This is a genomic window from Streptomyces sp. NPDC000878 (assembly GCF_053599695.1).
Genome location: NZ_JBSFMT010000007.1, coordinates 113,342 through 135,038 on the forward strand (window position 1 = coordinate 113,342; position 21,697 = coordinate 135,038).

Annotated in this window: 21 protein-coding genes; 11 read left to right on the forward strand and 10 right to left on the reverse strand. The window is 70.4% G+C overall.

All coding sequences use genetic code 11. The features are described from left to right. Positions 1-6: 6 nt before the first annotated feature. Positions 7-1,977, reverse strand: coding sequence for a protein phosphatase 2C domain-containing protein (locus ACWDR4_RS09300; RefSeq protein ID WP_450405985.1), 1,971 nt, complete (start codon positions 1,975-1,977; stop codon positions 7-9). 431 nt (positions 1,978-2,408) lie between these two features. Here ACWDR4_RS09300 and ACWDR4_RS09305 point away from each other — a divergent pair, with 431 nt between their 5' ends. The 3 genes from ACWDR4_RS09305 to ACWDR4_RS09315 all read left to right on the forward strand — a co-directional run bounded on the left by ACWDR4_RS09305 (position 2,409) and on the right by ACWDR4_RS09315 (position 6,394). Beyond that, positions 2,409-3,416 (forward strand): helix-turn-helix transcriptional regulator, encoded by a 1,008-nt coding sequence (locus ACWDR4_RS09305; protein ID WP_450405988.1) that lies wholly within the window; start codon positions 2,409-2,411, stop codon positions 3,414-3,416. Positions 3,417-3,500: 84 nt separating this feature from the next. Next, positions 3,501-3,983 carry a DUF456 domain-containing protein gene (locus ACWDR4_RS09310; protein ID WP_450405990.1) on the forward strand — a complete coding sequence of 161 codons (483 nt, stop codon included), beginning with the start codon at positions 3,501-3,503 and terminating at the stop codon, positions 3,981-3,983. Between the two features lie 71 nt (positions 3,984-4,054). After that, the gene (locus ACWDR4_RS09315) at positions 4,055-6,394 is read left to right on the forward strand and encodes a glycosyl hydrolase family 95 catalytic domain-containing protein (RefSeq protein ID WP_450405992.1); all 2,340 of its coding nucleotides are present in this window, start codon (positions 4,055-4,057) and stop codon (positions 6,392-6,394) included. Here the strand turns inward: ACWDR4_RS09315 and ACWDR4_RS09320 are convergent. Continuing rightward, positions 6,381-7,658: an SGNH/GDSL hydrolase family protein gene (locus ACWDR4_RS09320; RefSeq protein ID WP_450405994.1), complete on the reverse strand. Its 1,278-nt coding sequence runs from the start codon at positions 7,656-7,658 to the stop codon at positions 6,381-6,383. The two genes, ACWDR4_RS09315 and ACWDR4_RS09320, sit on opposite strands and share 14 nt — an antisense overlap. Before the next feature lie 129 nt (positions 7,659-7,787). On the opposite strand from ACWDR4_RS09320, the gene ACWDR4_RS09325 reads away from it, so the two are divergent. Beyond that, complete coding sequence (locus tag ACWDR4_RS09325) at positions 7,788-8,168, forward strand: PPOX class F420-dependent oxidoreductase (RefSeq protein WP_450405996.1); 381 nt, start codon at positions 7,788-7,790, stop codon at positions 8,166-8,168. A 2-nt stretch (positions 8,169-8,170) separates the two neighbouring features. Here the strand turns inward: ACWDR4_RS09325 and ACWDR4_RS09330 are convergent, their stop codons facing one another. Together ACWDR4_RS09330 and rsgA are read right to left on the reverse strand one after the other, a co-directional pair. Beyond that, entirely contained in the window at positions 8,171-8,674 is a 504-nt protein-coding gene (locus ACWDR4_RS09330) for a methylated-DNA--[protein]-cysteine S-methyltransferase (protein ID WP_450405999.1), read from the reverse strand. A gap of 74 nt (positions 8,675-8,748) precedes the next feature. Then, entirely contained in the window at positions 8,749-9,837 is a 1,089-nt protein-coding gene (gene rsgA / locus ACWDR4_RS09335) for a ribosome small subunit-dependent GTPase A (RefSeq protein ID WP_450406002.1), read from the reverse strand. A 377-nt stretch (positions 9,838-10,214) separates the two neighbouring features. Here rsgA and ACWDR4_RS09340 point away from each other — a divergent pair, with 377 nt between their 5' ends. Beyond that, positions 10,215-10,910 (forward strand): alpha/beta fold hydrolase, encoded by a 696-nt coding sequence (locus tag ACWDR4_RS09340; RefSeq protein WP_450406004.1) that lies wholly within the window; start codon positions 10,215-10,217, stop codon positions 10,908-10,910. A gap of 15 nt (positions 10,911-10,925) precedes the next feature. Here ACWDR4_RS09340 and ACWDR4_RS09345 read toward each other — a convergent pair whose 3' ends face one another. Continuing rightward, positions 10,926-11,516 (reverse strand): cupin domain-containing protein, encoded by a 591-nt coding sequence (locus ACWDR4_RS09345; RefSeq protein WP_450406007.1) that lies wholly within the window; start codon positions 11,514-11,516, stop codon positions 10,926-10,928. A 72-nt stretch (positions 11,517-11,588) separates the two neighbouring features. Then, positions 11,589-12,200, reverse strand: coding sequence for a TetR/AcrR family transcriptional regulator C-terminal domain-containing protein (locus tag ACWDR4_RS09350; RefSeq protein WP_450406010.1), 612 nt, complete (start codon positions 12,198-12,200; stop codon positions 11,589-11,591). 84 nt (positions 12,201-12,284) lie between these two features. Here ACWDR4_RS09350 and ACWDR4_RS09355 point away from each other — a divergent pair, with 84 nt between their 5' ends. Together ACWDR4_RS09355 and ACWDR4_RS09360 are read left to right on the forward strand one after the other, a co-directional pair. After that, positions 12,285-13,763 carry an FAD-dependent monooxygenase gene (locus ACWDR4_RS09355; protein WP_450406211.1) on the forward strand — a complete coding sequence of 493 codons (1,479 nt, stop codon included), beginning with the start codon at positions 12,285-12,287 and terminating at the stop codon, positions 13,761-13,763. Positions 13,764-13,778: 15 nt separating this feature from the next. Continuing rightward, positions 13,779-14,534 carry an SDR family oxidoreductase gene (locus ACWDR4_RS09360; protein ID WP_450406012.1) on the forward strand — a complete coding sequence of 252 codons (756 nt, stop codon included), beginning with the start codon at positions 13,779-13,781 and terminating at the stop codon, positions 14,532-14,534. Positions 14,535-14,604: 70 nt separating this feature from the next. Here the strand turns inward: ACWDR4_RS09360 and ACWDR4_RS09365 are convergent, their stop codons facing one another. The 4 genes from ACWDR4_RS09365 to ACWDR4_RS09380 form a co-directional block, all read right to left on the reverse strand. After that, entirely contained in the window at positions 14,605-15,561 is a 957-nt protein-coding gene (locus ACWDR4_RS09365) for an alpha/beta hydrolase (protein ID WP_450406014.1), read from the reverse strand. Further along, entirely contained in the window at positions 15,561-15,980 is a 420-nt protein-coding gene (locus ACWDR4_RS09370) for a RidA family protein (RefSeq protein WP_450406016.1), read from the reverse strand. The genes ACWDR4_RS09365 and ACWDR4_RS09370 overlap by 1 nt, the downstream gene beginning before the upstream one ends. 24 nt (positions 15,981-16,004) lie before the next feature. After that, positions 16,005-16,814 (reverse strand): class II aldolase/adducin family protein, encoded by an 810-nt coding sequence (locus ACWDR4_RS09375; RefSeq protein WP_450406019.1) that lies wholly within the window; start codon positions 16,812-16,814, stop codon positions 16,005-16,007. 128 nt (positions 16,815-16,942) lie between these two features. Beyond that, positions 16,943-17,398 (reverse strand): Lrp/AsnC family transcriptional regulator, encoded by a 456-nt coding sequence (locus ACWDR4_RS09380; protein WP_450406021.1) that lies wholly within the window; start codon positions 17,396-17,398, stop codon positions 16,943-16,945. A 164-nt stretch (positions 17,399-17,562) separates the two neighbouring features. Here ACWDR4_RS09380 and ACWDR4_RS09385 point away from each other — a divergent pair, with 164 nt between their 5' ends. The 4 genes from ACWDR4_RS09385 (at position 17,563) to ACWDR4_RS09400 (ending at position 21,696) form a co-directional block, all read left to right on the forward strand. Next, entirely contained in the window at positions 17,563-18,714 is a 1,152-nt protein-coding gene (locus tag ACWDR4_RS09385; protein ID WP_450406024.1) for an acyl-CoA dehydrogenase family protein, read from the forward strand. Between the two features lie 49 nt (positions 18,715-18,763). Then, positions 18,764-19,525, forward strand: a complete 762-nt coding sequence (locus ACWDR4_RS09390; RefSeq protein ID WP_450406027.1) for an SDR family NAD(P)-dependent oxidoreductase — start codon at positions 18,764-18,766, stop codon at positions 19,523-19,525. Between the two features lie 69 nt (positions 19,526-19,594). Then, positions 19,595-20,731 (forward strand): thiamine pyrophosphate-dependent dehydrogenase E1 component subunit alpha, encoded by a 1,137-nt coding sequence (locus ACWDR4_RS09395; protein WP_450406030.1) that lies wholly within the window; start codon positions 19,595-19,597, stop codon positions 20,729-20,731. After that, positions 20,728-21,696 carry an alpha-ketoacid dehydrogenase subunit beta gene (locus ACWDR4_RS09400; protein ID WP_450406032.1) on the forward strand — a complete coding sequence of 323 codons (969 nt, stop codon included), beginning with the start codon at positions 20,728-20,730 and terminating at the stop codon, positions 21,694-21,696. The genes ACWDR4_RS09395 and ACWDR4_RS09400 overlap by 4 nt, the downstream gene beginning before the upstream one ends. Position 21,697: the final 1 nt, after the last annotated feature.

Sequence of the window (21,697 nt, forward strand, 5' to 3'; positions counted from 1 at the left end):
CTCCTGTCACGCCTCCCAGACGGCGGCGGCCGTACGGTCGTCCGCGTACCCCTTGACCCGTACCTGGGCGTCCGCGAGGAACGCGGCGAGGCCCGGCGGGGCGGAGCCGGACCAGCGTCCCGTCAGGTACTCGCACAGTTCGGGCTCGCCGCGCAACGGCTCGGCGAAGCCACCGGTGCAGAGCAGGAGCGTGTCCCCGGGGCGGGCCACGGAGGCGCGGAACCGGAAGGGCTCGCGGGGCGGTTCGGGGGCGGGCTCGTACGGACTCGGCGGTGTCGTGATCCCGAGGTCCATGGTGAGCCGGTCCCCGTCCGGGGTCTCGTGGGACGGCGAACCGAATCCGACGACGGGTTCACCGGCCGGGATCTCGGCGACCCGGGGTTCGATGTCCTGCCACTCGCCGTCCCGGAGCCGGAACAGTCCGCCCGCGCCGACACCGAAGAAGACGCGCGTACGGCAGTCGGGGTCGGCAGGGAGCAGCAGGCAGCGCAGTCCTGCGGTGTACTCCTCGGGCTCGATGCCCTGTTCGGCGGCGCTCGCCCGGAGCTTGCCGAGGCTGCGGTCGGTGAGCCGGTGCAGCCCCGACTTGAGGTCACCGCGCCGGGCGGCACGGATGTCCTCGGCGAGCCGTGCATGGCTGCGCCCCACCGCGCGCCCGATCCACTGGCACGCCTCGGCGGCGGCCCGGTGCGCGCCGGGCGTGGCACGGGCGCCGGTCGCCATGGCGATGAGGACGAGGGCCTGGTCGCCCGTTCCGAAGCGGGCGGTGAGGAGGGAGTCGCGGCGGGGCTCGCCCCGGAAGCGCGCGGAGTCCCCGCGCAGGGAGACGGCCCGGAGCGTGCTGGCACCGTACTGCGCCCCGTCGAGCACGGTGTCCGCGACGAGGTCCCCCAGGTCGTCGGGGTCGGCGGGCGGGAGGGCGGTGGGCTCGGGGGCGTAGGTGGGGGGACCCGAGCCGACGTGGTCGACGGCGGTGGGAGGCCCGTCGGTGGTGAGCGCGGAGGCGGCGGAGGAGGAGGCGGGCTCGGGTGTTCCGGGGCTCCGCGACTGCTCCTGGTCCTTCGGTGCCTCGGGCGGGATGGCCGGGATGTCCCGACGGGTGGGGGTACGGAGGACTGGGCCCCGGAGGAGGGAGGAGTCGGCCGGGGAGCCGTCCTGGACGGAATCGCGCGGGGCATCGGCCTTCGGCGAGGCCCAGACCGAGTGGGGCGGTGGCCCCGGGACGGGCCTGTCCGGGGGCTCCTCCCGGGCAGATGCGGAGGCGGAGGCGGGGCCGGTCCCGGCGGGCGGACGCGGCGGGGCGTCCCACACGGCATCCGTGACATCCGTGCCGTCCATGCCGTTCGTGGCGTCCGTGATGTCGGCGCCTGCCTCCCGGGTGCTCTCGCGGGCCGCCGCCTCCCCCTCGGCACCACGTGCGGGCGGCTGCGTACGGTCCCGGAAGCCCGGCGGCTTGGGGCCCGGCGGGAAGGTCGCGGGGCCCGGGGGCATGGCGGGCGGCGGCTCCCAGGGGGCGCGGTGCCGCCCGGGCCCGTTGCCGCGCGGCGCGTCCCACATCCCGTAGGGGACCCCGCCACGCTGCGGCGGAAGCGAGACCGGAGGGGGAACGGGTGCGGGCGGGGGTACGGGAACCGGAGGCGGTACGGGCCGCGACGGCAGTGGCGGCAGCGATGACGGTGGCAGAGCGCCCACCCCCAAGTCGTCCCCCACTCCCAAGTCGTCCCACTCCTCGAAGGCACCGGAAGCACCGGAGACACCGAAGGCATCCCCCGACACGCTCTCGCGCCCGAACACCGCATCGTCCTCGTACCCTGCCCCGGACCCGTACTCCGCGTCGACCGTGCCCGCCGCCGAGGCGAACCGGTCGTCCAGGGAGTCGCCCGCGGCCGTGGGCCCGGTGTCCTCGGTGGAGTCGTCGTACAGCTGCCCCCACCAGTCGTCCTCGTGACCGGTGGACCTCTCCCCCTGCTGGCTCATGCCCCCAATTGTCCACCGCACGGGCCGGATGAAAACGGGGCATCCGGAAAATCCGGCGGGGTGTTCCGTCGCGAACGGCGTGTTCGACGGCGTGTCGGATGACATGACGAACAGCCGTACGAAACAAGTCGCCGGGCGGCCCCACCCCCCACGGGAGAACCGCCCGGCGACGCCGGGGTGACCTGACCCACGAGCCCGCGCAGGCCCCACGAGTTCAGGCCTGCGAGGGTCGTACAGCGCGCGTCGAACGTCGAATGCCGTGCACGCCGGTCCGCTCCGACCCGAGTGTGACCGGTCTTCCTTGGGTTCCGCTGTGGTTGGCGGTGGCGACACCCTGGCAGAGGAAAGGGTGGTACGGCGATGATGTACCGAGGCGGGTTTGCGTCGTGGCCGGTTCCCGCCACGGACAACGTTGGGGAGGGCGACGCCCGGTGCTTGCGGCGATAGGCCTGGACGAGGCGCACGAATCGGCGTACCGGGCCCTGGTGGCCGTCGGCGCCGCCGATGTGCCCGATCTCGCACGACGGCTCTCGCTCGGCGAGTACGTCACCGAGCGCGCCCTGCGCCGGCTGGAGCGGCACGGACTCGCCGCTCAGTCGTCGGCGCGGCCCGGCCGCTGGGTCGCCGCGCCGCCCGGGGTCGCGCTGGGCGCTCTGCTCACCCAGCAGCGGCACGAGCTGGAGAAGGCGGAGCTGGCCGCCGCACTGCTCGCCGAGGAGTACCGGGCGCAGGCCGCCGAACCCGCCGTGCACGACCTGGTCGAGGTGGTGACGGGCGCGGCGGCGGTCTCACGGCGGTTCCTCCAGCTGCAACTGGGCGCGAGCGACGAGGTGTGCGCGCTGGTCACCGGGAATCCGGTGGCCGTCACCGGCCCCGAGAACCACGCGGAGGAGCAGGCCGCCGACCGTGGCGTCGAGTACCGCGTGGTCGTCGAACGGTCGGTGCTGGATCTGCCCGCCGGGGTCACCGAGCTGACGGCCGCGCTGAACCGGGGCGAGCGGGTACGGGTCGTGGACCAGGTGCCGACCAAGCTGGTGATCGCCGACCGCTCGCTCGCCCTCGTCCCCCTGACCTCCCGTACGGCGGAGCCCGCCGCGCTCGTCGTCCACGCCAGCGGGCTGCTCGAACTGCTGTCGGGCCTGTTCGAGTCGGTGTGGCGGGACGCGCTCCCGCTGCGCCTCGGCGCGGCCAAGGGCGCGGCGGACGACGGGTTCACGGAGGGTACGCCGGACCAGCCCGAGGCCGCCGACCTGGAGATCCTGTCCCTGCTGCTGGCCGGGCTGACCGACGCGAGCGTCGCCAAACAGCTGGACCTGGGGCTGCGGACCGTACAGCGCCGGGTGAAGCGGCTGATGGAGCTGACGGGCGTGACGACCCGGCTGCAGCTGGGCTGGCACGCGTACGAGCGGGGCTGGGTCGCCCGCGACCGACGCCCCTGATCCCTCGTCGCCCTCGGCACCCTCATCGGCGGTTCCCCTCTCCCCTGACCTGCGGTTTCCCCAGCCCTCAGTCACCCTGGGCAGATGGGAGCGTGGGATCTCCTGCTGATCGGCCTGGTGACGCTGTTCGGTCTGTGCGGAGTTCTGGTGCCCGGGGTGCCGGGGTCGTGGCTCGTGTGGGCCGCGGTCCTGTGGTGGGCGCTGAAGGATCCACGGGCGGTCTCCTGGTGGGTGCTCGTGGGTGCGACCGTCGTCCTGTTCCTGTCCCAGGTGGTGCGCTGGCAGCTGCCCCCGCGCCGACTGCGCGCGAGCGGCGCCACCCCCCGAATGGCGGTGTACGCCGGGACGGGCGCCCTTCTCGGCTTCCTCCTGCTGCCCGTGCTGGGCGCGATCCCGGGTTTCGTGGGCGGTGTCTATCTCCATGAGCGGCTGCGGCTGGGCCGGCACGGTGAGGCGGTGGCGGCGGTGCGGAGGGTGATGCGGTCGGGCGGCACCAGCGTCCTCGTCGAACTCTTCACCTGTCTGCTGATCGCGGGCGCATGGCTGGGGGCCACAATCTGGGGCTGACACATCGGATCTCTCTCAACTTATTGACGCCATCACACACCTTCTCTACGTTGCCTTCCGGGATAGCTCCGATGAATGACCGATCCGAGCCGCCGGGAGGCAATGTGCCCAGCCCGTCCAGACGTACCGTCCTCGCCACCGGATCCGCCCTGGGCGGCGGGCTCCTCACCGGAGGACTGCCCACGCAGGCTCAGGCCTCCGTCGACCCCTGGCGCACCGTCCTCGACGACGCCGACCTCGTCTGGCAGCGGATGCCGACCACCTGGTACGAGGGCCCGTATCTCGGCAACGGCTTTCTCGGCTCCGGCATCTACGCCGACCCCGACGCGCCCACCAAGGCCGTCCGTTTCCATGTCCAGCACTCCGAAGTGCAGGACCACAGGCCCGAGTTCGGCTCCCTCTTCGGGCTGGCGCGGCTGCCCATCGGGTACTTCACGCTGGAGCCGGTGGGCGCGATCACCGGTCTCGACTGGCGGCTCGGGCTGCGCGACGCCGAACTCACCGGCACGCTCACCACCGACCGGGGCACCCTCGCCCTGCGCGCCCTGGTGCACAACGACCGCTCGGTCCTCGCCGTCGAGGTCACCCCGAGCGAGGGCGAACGCGGCTTCCGGTGGGTGTTCCACCCGGCCGACGCGATCAGCCCGCGCGCCGCCTTCAAACCACTGCCGGACGGCTACCGGGGCAACGAGCCCGCCCGGGTGGAGGAACACAGCGGTGTCCGGGCCGCCGTACAGCCGCTGCTGGCGGGCGGTGAGCATGTGACGGCGTGGCGGGAGCGCCACGGCCGGGGTGCGAGCCGGACGCTCTACGTGCACGTGGCGCACTCGTACCCGAGGCGTACGGCACTCGGCCGGGCCCTCAAGGAGATCCGCAGGGCCTCCCAACTCCCCTACTCCGCCCTCGCGTCGACCCACCGGGCCTGGTGGCACGCCTACTACCGCAGGAGTTTCCTCTCCCTCCCAGACGCCCGTATCCAGCGCTTCTACTGGATTCAGCTCTACAAGACGGCGTCGGCCGCCCGCCGGGACGCGCCCGTGATGGCGACCTGCGGCCCCTGGCTGGAGCCCACCCCCTGGCCCAATACCTGGTGGAACCTCAACGTGCAGCTGGAGTACTGGCTGATCCACGGCTCCAACCATCTCGAACTCGACGCCGTGACAAGGGCGTTGAGCGAGTTCCGGGACAACCTGGCCCAGGAGACGGCACAGCCGTACCGCGCCGACTCGCTCGGTATCCCGCGCACCACCGACCCCCAGCTCGCGAACGGCGCCGCCAGCACCCTGATGGGCTACGGCGTGGGCATCCCCGGCCAGGACCCGCCAACTCCCGAGGTGGGCAACCTGACTTGGGCCCTCCACAACGTCTGGCTCAGCTACCGCCACACCATGGACGAGCGGATCCTCCGCGATGTCCTGTACCCGCTCCTCCGCAAGGCGGTGAACTACTACCTGCACTTCCTGGAGCCGGGCCCGGACGGCAAGTTGCACCTGCCGGCCACCTTCTCCCCGGAGTACGGCGGCAACTCCCGGGACTGCAACTACGACCTGATGCTGCTCACCTGGGGCTGCCGTACCCTCCTCGAATCCGCCGAACTGCTGGGCGTCAAGGACACGTTGGCGCCGCGCTGGCGCGAGGTCCTGGCACGGCGGGTGGCGTATCCGACCGACGCGAACGGCTTCATGATCGGCGCGGACATCCCCTTCGCGAAGTCCCACCGCCACTACTCGCATCTGCTCGCGGTCTATCCGCTGTACGAGCTGACCGGCCGCACACCGGACGAACGGGCCCTGATCGAGCGGTCGTTGGCGCACTGGGTGGGCTTCGAGGGCGCCTTGCAGGGCTACACGTTCACCGGCGCGGCCTCGATGTCGGCACTGCTGGGCAAGGGCGAGGACGCGCTCGCCTACCTGGGTGAGCTGATGACCCGTTTCATCCAGCCCAACACCATGTACAAGGAGTCGGGCCCGGTGATCGAGACGCCTCTCTCGGCCGCGCAGTCCCTGCACGACATGGTCTGCCAGTCCTGGGGCGGGATCATCCGCGTGTTCCCTGCGCTGCCGACCGCGTGGGCGGACCTCACGGTGCACGACTTCCGTACGCAGGGGGCGTTTCTGCTGAGCGCGGTCCGCGAGGACGGTGTCACACGCTGGGTGCGTCTGGTCAGCGAGGCGGGCGCACCCTGTGTCGTACGGCACGGCATCGCGGGCCGGATCGACGTACGGGACGACCGAGGCCGCGCCCTGCGCTACGCGGACCTCGGCGAGGGGACGATCCAACTCGCCCTGCGGAAAGGCGAGTCGGCGACCGTCACGGCCCGGGGCGACCGCCCGGACCTGACGATCGCCCCGGTCCGCCCGAACGCACAAGCCCCACGCTGGGGCCTGCCACTGCTGCTCACAGACGCATGAGGTCCGCGAGATCGATCGCGTCGGCCATGGCACGCATGCCGGCGTCGTTGAAGTGGAGGTGGTCGCCGGGGTCGTAGGCGGCGCGCATACGGTGCGGGAACTCCGGGTCGCGGACGGCGGCGTCGAAGTCGACGACCGCGTCGAAGAGGCCGCTGTCGCGGATGAAGGTGTTCACGGTCCGGCGTACGGACTCACGGGCCTCCTTCCACTGGGCGTGGCCGGCGTACGGGGTGATGGTGGCGCCGATCACGCGGATGCCGCGGGCGTGGGCGCGGGCCACGAGGGTCCGGTAGGCCTGCTCGAAGGCGCGCGGATCGGTCTCGGCCGGGGTCCCGTTGATGTCGTTGATGCCCTCGAACACGATCACCGCGCGGACCCCGGTCCGGGAGAGGACGTCGGCGCCGAAGCGGCTCAGGGCGCGTGGGCCGACGCCGTCGAGGAGGAGACGGTTGCCGGAGATACCCGCGTTGAGGACGCCGAGGCGGCGGTTCGGGGGCAGTGCGGCGAACCGGTCGGCGAGGCGGTCGGGCCAGCGGCGGTTGGTGTCCGAGGTCGTGCCGCCGCCGTCGGTGAGGGAGTCGCCGAGCGCGACCACGCTCCCGGCGGCGGGTGCGTCGAGGACGTCCACGCCGGTCACGTAGTACCAGGAGGTGGTGGTCCTGGTGTAGGCGTCGCCGTCCTCCGCGTCGGCCCAATCGCCGCTCAGGGCAACGAAGTTGGTCTGCTTGGCCGTACGGTGGTAGGTCGCCGGTCCGGAGTCGTCCGGGGTGTGGACGGTGACGAGCAGGTTGGCGCCGTACGGCACGACGAGGTCGACGGCGTCGGTGACGCGGTCCTGGCCCGCCGGGATGGTCACCGTGGGGGCGCCCGCGAAGGTGGCCGTACGCATCGAACCGGGTTCGGCGTCCGGGCTCTTGGGCACGCCGGGTTCCTGGAGGGCGACGGTGACGGCACCGAGGTGGAGCGGCTCGGTGCCGAGCCGGTTGGTCAGCCGGACCCGGAGCGCGCTGCCGCCGACGCTGAGATGCAGGACGTTGCGGAAGGAGGCGCCGGGCCTGGCCGCGACGGTTCCGGAGGCGGCGGCGGCCCAGGTGCCGGTCCAGAGCCGGGGAACGGGGGTTTCCGCACCGGAGGAAACAGGTGAAGGGGCCGGGGACAGGAGGAGAGCGGTGGGCCCCTCGTCGGCTGTCGCGGCGGGCGGGACGAGCGCCAGGGCGGTCACCAGGGCCGCGAGGATGTGCCGAACCATGATCGCGCGGGTCATGGGCGCATGGTTCCCCAAATGATCACCGGCGCCACGACGATGTCACACCCATGGCGGCACGCACTTACGTTCGCACGTACACCCGCGTTTCCGCTGCGCCCGCCGGGGCAGCCGTGTTTGGCTGCCGCCATGACCGAATTCAGCGCGGCCGAGCGCGCCTATCTCCGGACCCAGCGGCTGGGACGGCTGGCCACCGTCGACCCCCACGGGCAGCCACAGGCGAACCCCGTCGGTTTCTTCCCGCAGGACGACGGGACGATCCTGATCGGCGGCCTGTCGATGGGCACCACCAAGAAGTGGCGCAACCTGGAGAAGAACCCGAAGGTCGCGCTGGTCGTCGACGACATCGTGAGCGTCCGCCCCTGGAAGGTGCGGGGCGTCGACATCCGAGGCGAGGCCGAACTCCTCACGGGGCCCCACGAGTTGGGCCCGCACTTCAGCGAGGAGGTGATCCGCGTCCACCCGAGGCGGATCCACAGCTGGGGTCTGGAGGAGCAGGGCGAGGGCTGAGCCTAAGGGGCGAGGGGGACGCCCTCCAGGCCGAGCAGCCGGCGCTTGCGGTCGAGGCCGCCCGCGTACCCCGTGAGGGAGCCGTCCGCGCCGATCACCCGGTGACAGGGCCGGACGACGAGCAGCGGATTGGCGCCGATCGCACCGCCGACGGCCCGTACGGCGGCCCGGGAGGCCCCGATCCGCGCGGCGATCCACCCGTACGTGGTGGTCTCCCCGTAGGGAACCGAGTCAAGGGCGTCCCAGACCCGCTGCCGGAATTCGGTCCCGGAACTCCTCAACTCGACCTGGAACTCAGTGAGTTCACCGGCGAAGTAGGCGGCGAGCTGTTCGCCCGCCGCACGGAAGGCCCCGGGGTCGTGCCGCCAGCCGTCCTGTACGGTCCGGCCGCCCTTCTGCCCGGGCACGGAGAGGGAGGTCAGCGCACCCGACTCGTCGGCGGTGAGGAGAAGCCGGCCGAGAGGGCTGTCGAGGAAGGTCCAACGGGGGGACGGGGAAGCGGGCATACGCCCATTCTCCGGCAGGGGCGGGGGCGCCTCTGGCGGAAATCGGACATGACGTTCCCCGCTCCCCCGCCCCCTTACCGCAGCCGCCCCCGCTTCGCCTCCATCGCCGCCTTCCCCTCCGCCCCCTTCTTCTTCCAGTCCTTGCGGATCTCCGCACGCAGCCGCGCATCCGTCTTGGCGACGATGTACTGGTTCTCCCGCACCAGCTTCCGGTAGCTGTCGAGGCGTCGATGAGCCAGCGCGCCTGAGTCGACCGCGCCCAGCACCGCGCACCCCGGCTCCGCCGTGTGGGCGCAGTCCTGGAAGCGGCAGTCGGCGGCCAGTTCCTCGATCTCGGCGAAGACCTGCCCGACGCCGGTACCGGCGTCCCAGAGGCCGACGCCACGCAGCCCCGGTGTGTCGATGAGGACGCCCCCGCCGGGCAGGGCGAGCAGGTTGCGGGTGGTCGTGGTGTGCCGGCCCTTGCCGTCGGCGTCACGGGTGGCCTGGACCTCCATGACGTCCACGCCGAGGAGCGCGTTCGCGAGCGTCGACTTGCCCGCACCGGACTGCCCGAGCAGCACGGCCGTACCGTCGGAGACGACCGCCGCGAGGACGTCGATGCCGTCCCCGTTGGCGGAGCTGACGGGGAGCACCGGCACCCCGGGGGCAGCGGCCTCGACGTCCTCGACCAGATACGACAGGGTCGTCGCGTCCGGTACCAGGTCGGCCTTGGTGAGCACCACGACCGGCTGCGCGCCCGATTCCCAGGCCAGCGCCAGGAACCGTTCGACGCGGCCGAGGTCGAGTTCGACGGCCAGCGACACGGCGACGATGGCGTGGTCGACGTTGGCCGCGAGGATCTGACCCTCGGACCGCTTGGAGGAGGTGGACCGTACGAACGCGCTCCGGCGTGGCAGATACGTACGGACGTAACGCGGATCACCGGCCGGTTCGACGACGGCCCAGTCGCCGGTGCACACGACCCGCAGCGGATCGTTGGGCGTGACGAACGCGGTGTCGGCGCGCAGCACGCCGTCGGCGGTGGCGACGTCGCACTGGCCCCGGTCGACCCGGATCACGCGCCCGACGAGCAGCCCTTCGGCGGCGTACGGGGCGAATGCGGCGGCCCATGCGTCGTCCCAGCCGTAAGGGACGAGCGAGTGTGAGGAGAGGGAAGTCAAGGGAGACCCTTCACAAGGGTGGCCCCGGCGCGCGCACTTGGGCGCGAAGGAAAAGGAAGTGGATGTCAGCCGGTGGCCACGGAGGTGGACTTGATGAACTTCTGGATGCGGGCAGCGCCCATCACAGAGACAGCCATCGGTCACACCTCCTGCTCTTCACTCGGCCGGCAGCGGCAGCCACCGGCCACCGCGCGATTCGCCCCCACCATAGAGGCGTACGCCCTCGGGCGCCACGGAATATGGATCCCCTCGCCGTTCGATGAGGCGACACTTGCCTGCTAGGCAAATAAAATCGCCCTGCAGGTTGACCGCGCGCGTCGCCCGGCCGATCCTGAGTGCATCCGCAGGGACCCGTGACTCGCAGGAGGAAGAGCAAAATGGCAACGTTCGTACTGATTCACGGTTCCTGGGGCGGAGGCTGGGTCTGGGACCGGATGCGACCCGTCCTGGAAGAGGCCGGCCACCGTGTACTGACCCCCACGCTCACCGGATTCGCCGAGAAACACGATCTGTCCCGGCCGGAGGTGGGGCTCTCCGTCAATGTCCAGGAGATCGCCGACCTGCTCACCGCCGAGGAGGTGGGTGACGCGATCCTCGTGGGCCACAGCTACGGCGGCATGGTCATCACCGGAGTGGCGGCCCTTGTTCCGGATCGCATCAGCCGGCTCGTGTACGTGGACGCCTTCGCCCCCACCACCGGCGAGTCGGCCTTCACGATGCTGCCCTGGCTGGCAGACGCGTTCACAGCCCCCGAGGGAGGCCCGGACTGGGAGGTCGCCCCGCTGGACCCTCGCGCGCTCGGCGCGGACGAGGACGGCGCCACGTGGCTGGAGGGCCGGCTGACCCCCATGCCTCGCCTCACCCACGCCGAACCGCTGGGACCCGGCAGCGAGGACGTCCTCGAGGGCAAGCAGGTGACCTACATCCACTGCGCGGCCCAGGAGTTCTTCAACGACACCGCCGCCGCCGTGACCAAGCGCGGGTTCCGCCTTGTCACCCTCACCGAGGTCACCCATGTCGAGGTGCTGGTGCGACCGCAGGTGCTGGGCCGCGAACTCCTCGCGCTCCTCTGACCGGTTCGCGAACGGTCAGCGCCGGGGTTTCGGTGCCGGAACCGGGTGATGCATCGGCATCGTCGCGGCAGTCGAGGCGACCAGCACGGTGGCGGGCTCCTCGCTCTTGTTGGTCAACCGGTGAACCTTCGACGAGTCGAAGTGAAGGGAATCGCCGGCGCTCAGCGTGATGTCCTTGCCGTCCAGGCGGAAGAGGACGTCGCCCGACAGGACGTGCAGCCACTCTTCGCCCGCGTGCCTGGCGTCCTTGGTCGACTTTCCGGGCTCCACCTCCACGCGGATGACCGCGATCGTCGACCCCGGGCCGCTCAGGACGGTGTAGTGGCCGTCCTGCCCGGGGTGCTCGACCGCGTCACCGGCCCGTACGAGGTGGTAGTCCTCCGGTTCCTGCTCCTGGATCAGCTCGCTCACCGAGAGCCCGTACACCCGGGCGATCTGGAGGAGGCTGCCGATGGACGGCTGCCGGTGCCCCTTCTCCAGACGGGAGAGGTGTGTGACGGAGATACCGGTCTGCTCGGACAAGGTCACCAGCGTGATGCCGCGTTCGCCGCGCAGGTCCTTCAGCCGATGACCTACCCAGGTGTCTACGTCGCTCTCGTTCGCCATGGCCGCAAGATACACGCCTCCCAGACAAAGGATGTTGCCGAGTTGGCGAATATCGGGGAGTGACCCGCCCCCTCACCGTCCGGCAAGGATCGCGGCCACCCCTGATTCGAACCGCTCGCCGAAGGACGTCGGCGCGAGATGTCCGGCGACGCGATGGAGGGAGGGGTAGGCCGTCTCGGAGATCGCGCTCGCCAGGATGTCGCCCAGCGGGCGCTGGCCGGCCGCCTGCTCCTCCTGCGTGAGGCCCAGAGTGAAGTAGATGACCGCCCACGCCGTCCACGCGGCCTCGCGGTCACTCAGGTCGCACTTCAGCAGCGCCTCCACCAGGATCTCCGCGAAGCGCAGGGTGTGCGGCTCGGCGGCATAGGTGCCCACCACCAGCGCGGCCCCGTCACGATGGGACAGCAGGGCGCGGCGGTAGCGGCGGGTCAACTCGCGGGCACGTTCGTCGGGGGCGGCCGGCAGGTCGGTCAGCGGGATCTCGCCGAGTACGGCGTCCGCCATGAGCTCCAGCATTCGGGCCTTGGTCTTCACATGCCACTGCACGGTGTTGATCCGCACACCGAGGCGGTCGGCGACCGCTCTCGTGGACACCGCGTCCAGGCCCTTTTCGTCCAGGAGATCAAGTCCCGCGCGGATCACCGTGGCCGGATCCAGTCGGTCACTCTGTTGCCTATTGGTCACTGACCTAGTTTACTGCACCCCGAAGGACTTGGTCAGTGACCAAGAACCCAATCGAGAAGAGGTGGCTCCGTGAAAACACAGCAGGTGGAAACGCAGCAGGTCGTCATCGCCGGAGGCGGCCCCGTCGGACTCTGGCTCGCCGCCGAACTACGGCTGAACGGCATCTCCGTCACCGTCCTGGAAGTACGCACCGAGATCGACCAGCGCTCCAAGGCGCTCACGGTGCACCCGCGCGGCGTCGAGGTACTGGCCTCACGCGGGATTCACCAGCGGTTCCTCGACGAGAGCCTGAAGATCTCCACCGGCCACTTCGCCAACCTCGCCAACCGGCTCGACTTCGCCGTCCTGGACACCCCGTTCCCCTACACCCTCTTCATCCCCCAGGCCCGCACCGAGGCGCTCTTCGAGGAGTACGCCCTCGGGCTCGGGGCCACCGTCCGGCGCGGGCATCGCGTCACCGGCTTCACCGAGCACACGGACTCGGTGACCGTGCGGGTGGAGGGCCCGGAGGGGCCGTACGAGATCGCGGCCGAGTACATCGCCGGCTGTGACGGCACCAGGAGCACCGTGCGCGAGGCCGCCGGCATCGACTTCCCCGGCACGCCCTCCACCTGTCTCGGCTGGCTCGGCGACGTCCTCCTCGACAACCCGCCGGCGCCCGGTTTCAACCGTTTCAACGAGCGCGGCGGACTGATGGTCGCACCGCTGCCCGACAACCGGTGGCGTGTCGTCGGCACCAGCCCCGACAGCATGACCACCGAGTGGCCCGGCGACCTCACGATGGACGAACTGCGGCAGAAGGCCATCGACATCGCCGGTGACGACTTCGGCATGCGCGACCCGTCCTGGCTCTCCCGCTTCGGCAACGCCACCCGCCTTGCCGCCCACTACCGGCGCGGACGCGTCGTGCTCGCGGGCGACGCCGCCCACCAGCACTTCCCCACCGGCGGCGTCGGCATGAACGTCGGCTTCCAGGACGCCTTCAACCTCGGCTGGAAGCTGGCCGCGACGATCGACGGCTGGGCCCCGGACGGACTGCTGGACAGCTACCACACCGACCGTTATCCGGTCGGTGAGCAGCTGATGGAGCACAGCCGCGCCCAGACCTACCTGTTCCACGCCTTCTCGCCCGAGGGGCTCGCCCTGCGGGACCTGCTCAGCCGGATGGTCCCCGAGTCACGGGAGTTCAGCGACTTTCTGGCCGGCCGGCTCACCGCGCTCGACGTCGCCTACCCGAGCACCGACCCGACGGCCCACCCGGTGACCGGCACCCGCGCCCCCGACCTCACTCTCACCGGCACGGACAGCACCCTGTTCGGCGCCCTGCGGGCGGACTCGTACGTCCTGCTCGATCTCACCGTCGGCGATGCACTCTCCGACCGCGCTCAGGAGCGGATCACCGTGCACGGCGGGGCGCCCGACCGGACACGGGCCGCCTGGGAGGACGTACGCGCCGCCCTGATCCGGCCCGACGGACATGTCGCGTGGGCCTGGACGGAGGAGGACGACACCAAGCTGGCGGCACAGGTGGACGCGGTCGTCACCACGACCCTCGGCCGCTAGAAAGGGACCGGAGTCATGAATCTCGGACTGAAGGACAGGGTGTACGTCGTCACCGGTGGCACGCGCGGGCTGGGCTACGCCGTCGCGCGCGAACTGGTCGCCGACGGGGCCAAGGTGGTCGTCACCGGCCGCGACGAGAAGCGCGCCGCCGAGGCGGCGGCCGAGCTGGGGCCGAACGCGGCCGGCGTCGCCGTGGACAACTCCGACCCGCAGGCGCCGCAGCAACTGATCGCCACCGCACGGGAGTTGTTCGGCGGCTTCGACGGCATCCTCGTCAGCGTCGGCGGACCGCCCGCGGGCAACGTGGCGGACAACACCGACGAGCAGTGGCAGGCGGCCTTCGAGTCGGTGTTCCTGGGCGCGGTACGGCTCGCCCGGGCTGCAGCCGCGGAACTGGGGGACGGGGGTTCCATCGGGTTCGTCCTGTCCAGCACGGCGTACGAACCCGCCCCCGGCATGGTCATCTCCAACGGGCTGCGGCCCGGACTCGCCGGGTTCGCCAAGTCGCTCGCGGACGAGCTGGGCCCGCGTGGAGTCCGTGTCTTCGGGCTGCTGCCGGGGCGGATCGGTACGGATCGCATGCGCGAGCTGGACGGGCTGTCCCCCGATCCCGCGACCAGGCGGGCCGCCAACGAGGCCGGGATTCCGCTGCGGCGGTACGGGGCGCCGGAGGAGTTCGGCCGCGCGGGCGCCTTCATGCTGTCGCCGGCGGCCTCCTACGTCACCGGGGTGATGCTGTCGGTGGACGGCGGGGCCCGGCGCGGTTTCTGACGTCGTCAGGTCATGGCACACGGCAGCGGCCATCGCGGGGGTTCGCGATGGCCGCTCCGTACTGGGGAGATCAGGCGGGGTTCGCTTCAGGCCCGCGTGCGAGCAGTTCGCGCCACCGCTCGACGATGACATCGACCGCCGTGTCGCCCTCGGGGATGAGGTCGCCCAGCACGGGGAAGTCGTGGACCTGCCCGGCGACGCGGAGCAGGGGTGCGTCGACCCCGGCGGCGTGCAGAGCGCGGGCGTACTCCTCCCCGGCGTCTCGGAGCGGGTCGTACTCGGCTGTGACGACCAGGGCCGCGGGTGTGCCCGCCAGTTCGGTGGCGGCGGCCGGGGACAGCCGGGGGTCCGACAGATCCTGGCCGGGGGCGTAGAGGCTGATCCAGTGCTCGAACTCGCTCGTCGACACGAAGTAGCCCTTGGCGAACTCGACGTAGGAGCCACGGCGATGGCCGAGGTTCACCGCCGCGCAGATGAGCAGTTGGGCACGTACCGTGAACTCGTCCGTGGACCGCGAGGCCTGTGCCACGACCGCGGCGAGATTGCCCCCGGCGCTGTCACCACCGACGAGGATCCCCGGTCCGCCGGCCTTGAGGTCGGTGGCGTTCCGGCTGAGCCAGGCCGCTGCGGCGAGCGCGTCCTCGACGGCGGCGGGGTACGGGTTCTCGGGTGCCAGCCGGTAGTCGACGTTCACCACCACTCCCCCGCTGCGAGCGGTGAGCTTGCGGCACAGGGCGTCAGCGGTGTTGAGCCCGCCGACCGACCATCCGCCGCCGTGGAAGTACAGCAGCGGCGGCAGGTCAGAACTACCATCCGGACTGCCTTCCGGGTGATAGACCCTCGCGGGGACGGTTCCTGACGGCGTCGGTATATCGACATCGAAGGAGGAGCCGACCCGGTCACCCGGGCCGAAGCTCGCCGCCAACGTGTCGAGTTGAAGCCGGGCCTGCTGAATGGGAAGGTCCGCCAACGACGGCCCGTCCGAGGCCATGTCGATGAGGCGCTGCACGCCAGGGAGAAGCGGCATCAGGAGTCCTTTGTCGTCAGCACCGCGAAACCGTCGATCTCGATGAGCCACTCGGGCAGGCCGAGCGTCTGCACACCGAGGAAAGTGCTCGCCGATACCGGCCACTTGCCGTCAAAAGCACGCTGACCCGCGGCGAAGATGGGGCCGATCAGCTCAGGTCTGTGACCGACGACATGGATCGTGTTCTTGATCAGATCGTCCGGAGTGGCGCCGGCGGCTTCCAGCGCGGCCCTGAAGTTGCGAAAGGCCTGTTCGGCCTGCGCTTCATGGTCACCGGGTCCGACAAGCTCGCCCTCGGGGTCGAGCGCGATCTGCCCGGCGATCGCGATGAAGCGGCTGCCCGTACCGATCGCCGCGTGGGTGTAGAGGCCCTGGATCGGGGGCGCGACAGTGTCCGGGTTCACTCGTTGAATCGACATTGCGTCTCCAGTCTGATCGCGGGGTCACCGCAGGACGTCGGGCTCCTCGTCCACCACGAGTCCGGCGAGGAGGTTGAAGTTGTGCCGGGCCATGTTGGCGTTGCTGAACTGCCGGTGAGCGAGCCTTACTTCCTCGTCGCTCATGATTCGCGGCTTGCCCGCCGCGTCGGCCAGCAGTTGCATCTGGCAGGCCCGGTCCATCGTGATGAACCACCAGGCCGCCTCCTCGACGGACCGCCCCACGGTGAGCAACCCGTGGTGGCGCAGGATCGCCGCCCTGCTGTCTCCCAGCCGGTCGGCGATGCGCTCGCCCTCCGCCTTCTCCAGCACGAGGCCCTTGTACTCGTCGAAGAGCACATGGTCCCCGGCGAAGGCGCACGATTCCTGGACGATCGGGTCGAGAAGCTTGTTCAGCGAGGCGAACGCCCGGCCGTGGATCGTATGGGCGTGCGCGACGGCGACCGCGTCGGGGCGCGCGTGGTGGATCGAGGAGTGGATCCAGAACGCGGCCTTGTTGGTGCGGCGCTCGCCCTCGATCACCTGCCCCTGCTCGTCGATGAGCAGCAGGTCGCTCACCCGGATCTTCGAGAAGTGCACGGCGTACGGGTTGACCCAGAACCGGTCGGGGAATTCCGGGTCGCGTGCCGTGATGTGTCCTGCGATGCCTTCGTCGAATCCGTACCGAGCGAAGATCCGGAAGGCGATCGCGAGCTGTTCCTTGCGGTGCCGGCGTTCGGACTCGACCGACCCCTTCGCGTCCGCCAGCTGCGGTATGTCGAGCTCGCCGATGCTGTCCAGATCCTTGGCTCCGGCGCTCTCAGTCGACACGGACATGTGCTCACGCCTCCCTGTTCGGTGCTGCTGGGCCTCCTTCAGCGTGCGCCCGGCAAACCAGGGAAGTCAACCCAGTAGGCAAATAGATGTGCCCCCTGGGCAAATTCTGTTCCACAGGAGCCGCTGGATCAGGCTCGGCCGTCCCGCCGCCACGCACCCAGCACCATCAGGGTTTTCGTCCCGATCACCGGCCCCGAACGGCGCAGCCGGTCGATGACGTCCCGCAGATGCTGGACGCCGGACACACGGACCCGGACCAGCGCGTCGGGATCCCCGGCCACCGTGAAGACCTCCAGCACCTCCGTGACGCTGGTCGCCGCCATGGTGATCATCTCGACCTTCACATCACCCGAGAACCTCAGCTCGACGAAGGCCTCGAAACTGGACCCGAGCTTGCCGTGATCCAGGACGACCGTGTAGCCCGCGATCACCCCGACCCGTTCGAGGCGGTCGATACGCCGTTTCACGGCGGAGGGGGACAGGCTGACCTGCTCCGCGATCTCCGTGACCGACCGCCGGCCGTCCTGCACCAGCAGGTCGATGATCATGCTGTCGACACTGTCGACGTGCTCGGTACCGGACATGGACATACCTCACCAGTAAGCGGGTTCTTTGCATGAAACCTTGATCGAACTTCATGAAGTTTGCACGCTTGACAATTTCTCAGCAGGTTAATTGCACCGTGGGCAGCGCGCTGTCGACTGTAGTCCCATCCACGAGGACGAAGACCGCAGGAGAGGGCTCAGCAGTGAAAGTAGAACGCGAGCTGCCATCCCGTGAGGCCTATGACCTGCTGGAACTGGTCACGGACGTCGCCGACAAGGAACTGGGGCCACGGGCCGCCGAGTTCGAGGACAGGAGCGAGTTCCCCCGCGAGGTCTTCCGTCTCCTGGGCGAGGTCGGGCTGCTCACTCTGCCGTTCGGTGAGGACGTCGGCGGCGGGGGCCAGCCGTACACGGTCTACCTCCAGGTGCTGGAGGAGATCGCCGCGCGGTGGGCCGCGGTGGCCGTCGGCATGAGTGTGCACACGCTGTCCTGTCACCCGGTGACCGCGTTCGGCACCGAGGCGCAGCGGGCCGAACTCCTGCCGCGGATGCTGAGCGGCGAGGCGCTGGGCGCGTACTCCCTGTCCGAGGCCCACGCGGGTTCCGATCCCGGGGCGCTGCGCGCGTCCGCCGTACAGGAGCCGCACGGCTGGACCGCACGGGGCACGAAGGCCTGGGTCACACACGGTGGTCAGGCCGATTTCTACACCGTGTTCCTGCGGACCTCCCCCGACGCGAGCGGGGGCATCTCCTGCTTCCACGTCGACGCCGGCACGGCAGGGCTGGTCGCGGGAACACCGGAACGCAAGATGGGCCTGCGCAGCTCGACCACCGCCGAGATGCACTTCGAGGACGCGATCATCCCCGAGGACAGACTCGTCGGCGCTCCCGGCCAGGGACTCCAGATCGCCCTCTCGGCGCTCGACGCGGGCCGGCTCGGCATCGCCGCGGTCGCCGTCGGTATCGCGCAGGCCGCTCTGGACTACGCGGTTGGCTACGCCCGGGAGCGGCAGACGTTCGGGCGAGCGGTCATCGAGCACCAAGGCGTCGGATTCCTGCTGGCCGACATGGCCGCCAGGACCGAAGCCGCCCGGGCGACCTACCTGGTCGCCGCACGCCGCAAGGACAACGGCCAGCCGTACACCCGGCAGGCCAGTGTCGCGAAGCTGATCGCGACCGACACGGCGATGGCGGTCACGACCGACGCGGTGCAGGTGCTCGGCGGCGCGGGATACGTGCTCGACCACCCGGTGGAGCGGTTCATGCGGGAAGCGAAGATCACGCAGATCTTCGAGGGCACCAACCAGATCCAGCGCCTGGTGATCAGCCGCCAACTCGCGGGTCCCGCACGCTGACCGGCTTCGCGGCTCCACCCCTTCATGCCTACACACGAGGAGAACCGCCGTGCAGTATCGCGATGCCGTAGCCGTCGTCTCCGGCGGCGCTTCCGGCCTCGGGCGTGCCGTGGTCGAGAGGTTGCACCGGCAGGGAGCCACCGTGGTGGTCCTGGACCTGCCCACCGGAGCGGGCCGCGAGTTGGCCGACCACCTCGGCGAGCGCGCACACTTCGTGGCGGCCGATGTCACGGACGCGTCCGAGGTGCGGGCGGCGTTCGCCGAGGCCGTTGAACTCGGCACGGTGCGGGTGGCCGTCAACTGCGCCGGGGTGGCCACACCCGGACGGATCATCGGCAGCCGGGGTGTGCTCCCGCTCGACCAGTTCCGCCATGTGGTGGACATCAACCTCGTGGGGACCTTCAACGTCCTGAGCAACGCCGCGGCGGTGATGGCGGGCAGTGATCCGGTCGACGGCGACCGCGGGGTCATCGTCTGTACGGCCTCCATCGCCGCGTACGACGGACAGATCGGGCAGGCCGCCTACGCCGCCAGCAAGGGCGGCGTCGTCTCGCTGACGTTGTCCGCCGCACGGGACCTGGCGGACAAGGGCATCCGAGTGGTCACCGTCGCGCCCGGACTGTTCGACACCCCGCTCATGGCAGGACTGCCTCAGAAGGCGCGTGCGGCGCTGGAGGTCTCCGTGCCCCATCCCTCCAGGCTGGGTGCGCCGGACGAGTACGGCGCGCTGGTCGAGCACATCATCGACAACTCCATGCTCAACGGCTGCGTGATCCGCCTCGACGGAGCGCTCCGTATGGCACCGCGCTGACGCGCAGCGGTGCTTGCTGTCCAGTCATCCGCCGGCGCTCCGACCGGCGTATCCGAAACGAGAGCCGTGATGCCACGTAAGCAAGCCAGGTCGACCGACGACGCCCAACCCGCCGACGGTCCGATCCAGTTCCTCTCGCCCGAGGGCGTACTCGGGCCCGACAGCAGGCTCGAACTCCCTCCCGCGATCGATCTGTTGGCCCTCTATCGAGACATGTCACTGGTACGCCGCCTGGATTCCGAGGCGATCGCGCTCCAGCGTCAGGGGGAACTGGGCCTGTGGCCTTCACTGCGCGGTCAGGAGGCGGCCCAGGTCGGCGCGGCCCACGCGCTGGCCGAGCAGGACATGGTGTTCCCCACCTACCGGGAACACGGCGTGGCCTGGTGCCGCGGACTCGATCCGGTGTCACTCCTCGGCCTCTTCCGCGGTTCGACGCTGGGCGGCTGGAACCCGTACGAGCGTCGCTTCGGTCTCTACACCCTGGTCATCGGCGCACAGACCCTGCACGCGGTCGGCTACGCCATGGGCCTGGTCCGGGACGACGTGATCGGCTCCGGGGACGACACCCGCGACGCCGCGGTGCTGGTCTTCCTCGGTGACGGAGCCCTGAGCGAGGGCGAGACCAACGAAGCGTTCCTCTGGGCCGCCGCCCAGAACCTCCCCGTGGTCTTCTTCTGCCAGAACAACCAGTGGGCCATCTCCGCTCCCTACAGCGTGCAGAGCCGGGTCCCCGTCGCCCAGCGCGCGGCCGGCTTCGGCTTTCCCGGCGTGCGCGTCGACGGCAACGACGTGCTGGCCTGTTTCGCGGCGACCGGTGAAGCGCTGGCCCGTGCCCGGTCCGGCGGCGGGCCGACCCTGATCGAGGCGGTGACCTACCGGATCAACGCGCACACCACCGCCGACGATGCCACCCGGTACCGCCCGTCCGCCGAGACCGACGAGTGGGCGGCCAAGGATCCGCTGGAGCGGCTGCGCCTGCACCTCACCGCGAGCGGTGAGGCCGACGAGGAGTTCTTCGCCGACATCGAGCGGCGAGAACAGGAACTGGCCGAACACCTGAGGGCCGGCTGCCGGTCCCTGCCCGCGCCGGACGACGCCTCGTCCTTCGAGAACACCTACACCGACATGCCGGCCGAGCTCGGGCGGCAACTGGCCGAGCACACGGAGTTCCTCGCCTCCGGCCCGGAGATCGGAGCCACTCGATGAGCATCTCCATGGTCAAGGCCCTCAACAACGGGCTTCGCAAAGCCCTCACGGACGATCCCAAAGTCCTGCTGATGGGCGAGGACATCGGACGGCTGGGCGGGGTGTTCCGGGTCACCGACGGCCTGCAGAAGGAGTTCGGCAGCCTGAGAGTCATCGACACCCCCCTCGGTGAGGCGGGCATCGTCGGCTCCGCCATCGGTCTCGCCATGCGCGGTTACCGCCCGGTGTGCGAGATCCAGTTCGACGGCTTCGTCTACCCGGCCGTCAACCAGATCGTCAGCCAGCTCGCGAAGCTCCGGCACCGCTCGGGCGGTGTGATCACCCTCCCCGTGGTCATCCGCATCCCGTTCGGCGGCGGCATCGGCTCCATCGAGCACCACTCGGAATCACCCGAGGTCTACTTCGCCCACACCGCCGGACTCAAGGTCGTCACCTGCTCCAACCCGCAGGACGCGTACGACATGATCCGCCAGGCCGTGGACGACGACGATCCGGTGATCTTCCTCGAACCCAAGCGGCACTACTGGACCAAGGGCGAGGTCACTGAGGGGACTTCGGCACCGTTTGACCGGGCCCGTGTGCTGCGGGCCGGCACCGACGCCACCCTCATCGCGTACGGCCCCATGGTCCCGGCGGCTCTCGAAGCAGCCGAGGCCGCTGCCGAAGAAGGCCGCAGCGTCGAGGTCATCGACCTGCGCAGCCTGTCGCCGCTGGACCTGGACACCGTACGGGAGTCCGTGCACCGCACCGGCCGGGCCCTGATCACCCACGAGGCCTCCCTGTCCCACGGGTTCGGGGCGGAGCTGGCCGCGAGGATCCAGCAGGAGGAGTTCCACTTCCTCGAAGCGCCGGTTCTCCGGATCACCGGATACGACACCCCGTACCCGCCGAGCCGCATCGAGTCGGACTGGCTTCCGGGGGTCGACCGGATCCTCGATGCCCTCGACCACAGCATGAGTTACTAGA

Coding starts and splice junctions, on each gene's coding strand:
- ACWDR4_RS09330 (WP_450405999.1), bottom strand. CDS start 8,674: ATGCCCGCTTCCCCGTCCCCCCGTTGGACCTTCCTCGACAGCCCTCTC.
- ACWDR4_RS09365 (WP_450406014.1), bottom strand. CDS start 15,561: ATGCCGCTTCTCCCTGGCGTGCAGCGCCTCATCGACATGGCCTCGGAC.
- ACWDR4_RS09400 (WP_450406032.1), top strand. CDS start 20,728: ATGAGCATCTCCATGGTCAAGGCCCTCAACAACGGGCTTCGCAAAGCC.
- ACWDR4_RS09395 (WP_450406030.1), top strand. CDS start 19,595: ATGCCACGTAAGCAAGCCAGGTCGACCGACGACGCCCAACCCGCCGAC.
- ACWDR4_RS09375 (WP_450406019.1), bottom strand. CDS start 16,814: ATGTCCGTGTCGACTGAGAGCGCCGGAGCCAAGGATCTGGACAGCATC.
- ACWDR4_RS09320 (WP_450405994.1), bottom strand. CDS start 7,658: ATGACCCGCGCGATCATGGTTCGGCACATCCTCGCGGCCCTGGTGACC.
- ACWDR4_RS09360 (WP_450406012.1), top strand. CDS start 13,779: ATGAATCTCGGACTGAAGGACAGGGTGTACGTCGTCACCGGTGGCACG.
- ACWDR4_RS09340 (WP_450406004.1), top strand. CDS start 10,215: ATGGCAACGTTCGTACTGATTCACGGTTCCTGGGGCGGAGGCTGGGTC.
- ACWDR4_RS09310 (WP_450405990.1), top strand. CDS start 3,501: ATGGGAGCGTGGGATCTCCTGCTGATCGGCCTGGTGACGCTGTTCGGT.
- ACWDR4_RS09325 (WP_450405996.1), top strand. CDS start 7,788: ATGACCGAATTCAGCGCGGCCGAGCGCGCCTATCTCCGGACCCAGCGG.
- ACWDR4_RS09300 (WP_450405985.1), bottom strand. CDS start 1,977: ATGAGCCAGCAGGGGGAGAGGTCCACCGGTCACGAGGACGACTGGTGG.
- ACWDR4_RS09345 (WP_450406007.1), bottom strand. CDS start 11,516: ATGGCGAACGAGAGCGACGTAGACACCTGGGTAGGTCATCGGCTGAAG.
- ACWDR4_RS09315 (WP_450405992.1), top strand. CDS start 4,055: ATGAATGACCGATCCGAGCCGCCGGGAGGCAATGTGCCCAGCCCGTCC.
- ACWDR4_RS09370 (WP_450406016.1), bottom strand. CDS start 15,980: ATGTCGATTCAACGAGTGAACCCGGACACTGTCGCGCCCCCGATCCAG.
- ACWDR4_RS09380 (WP_450406021.1), bottom strand. CDS start 17,398: ATGTCCGGTACCGAGCACGTCGACAGTGTCGACAGCATGATCATCGAC.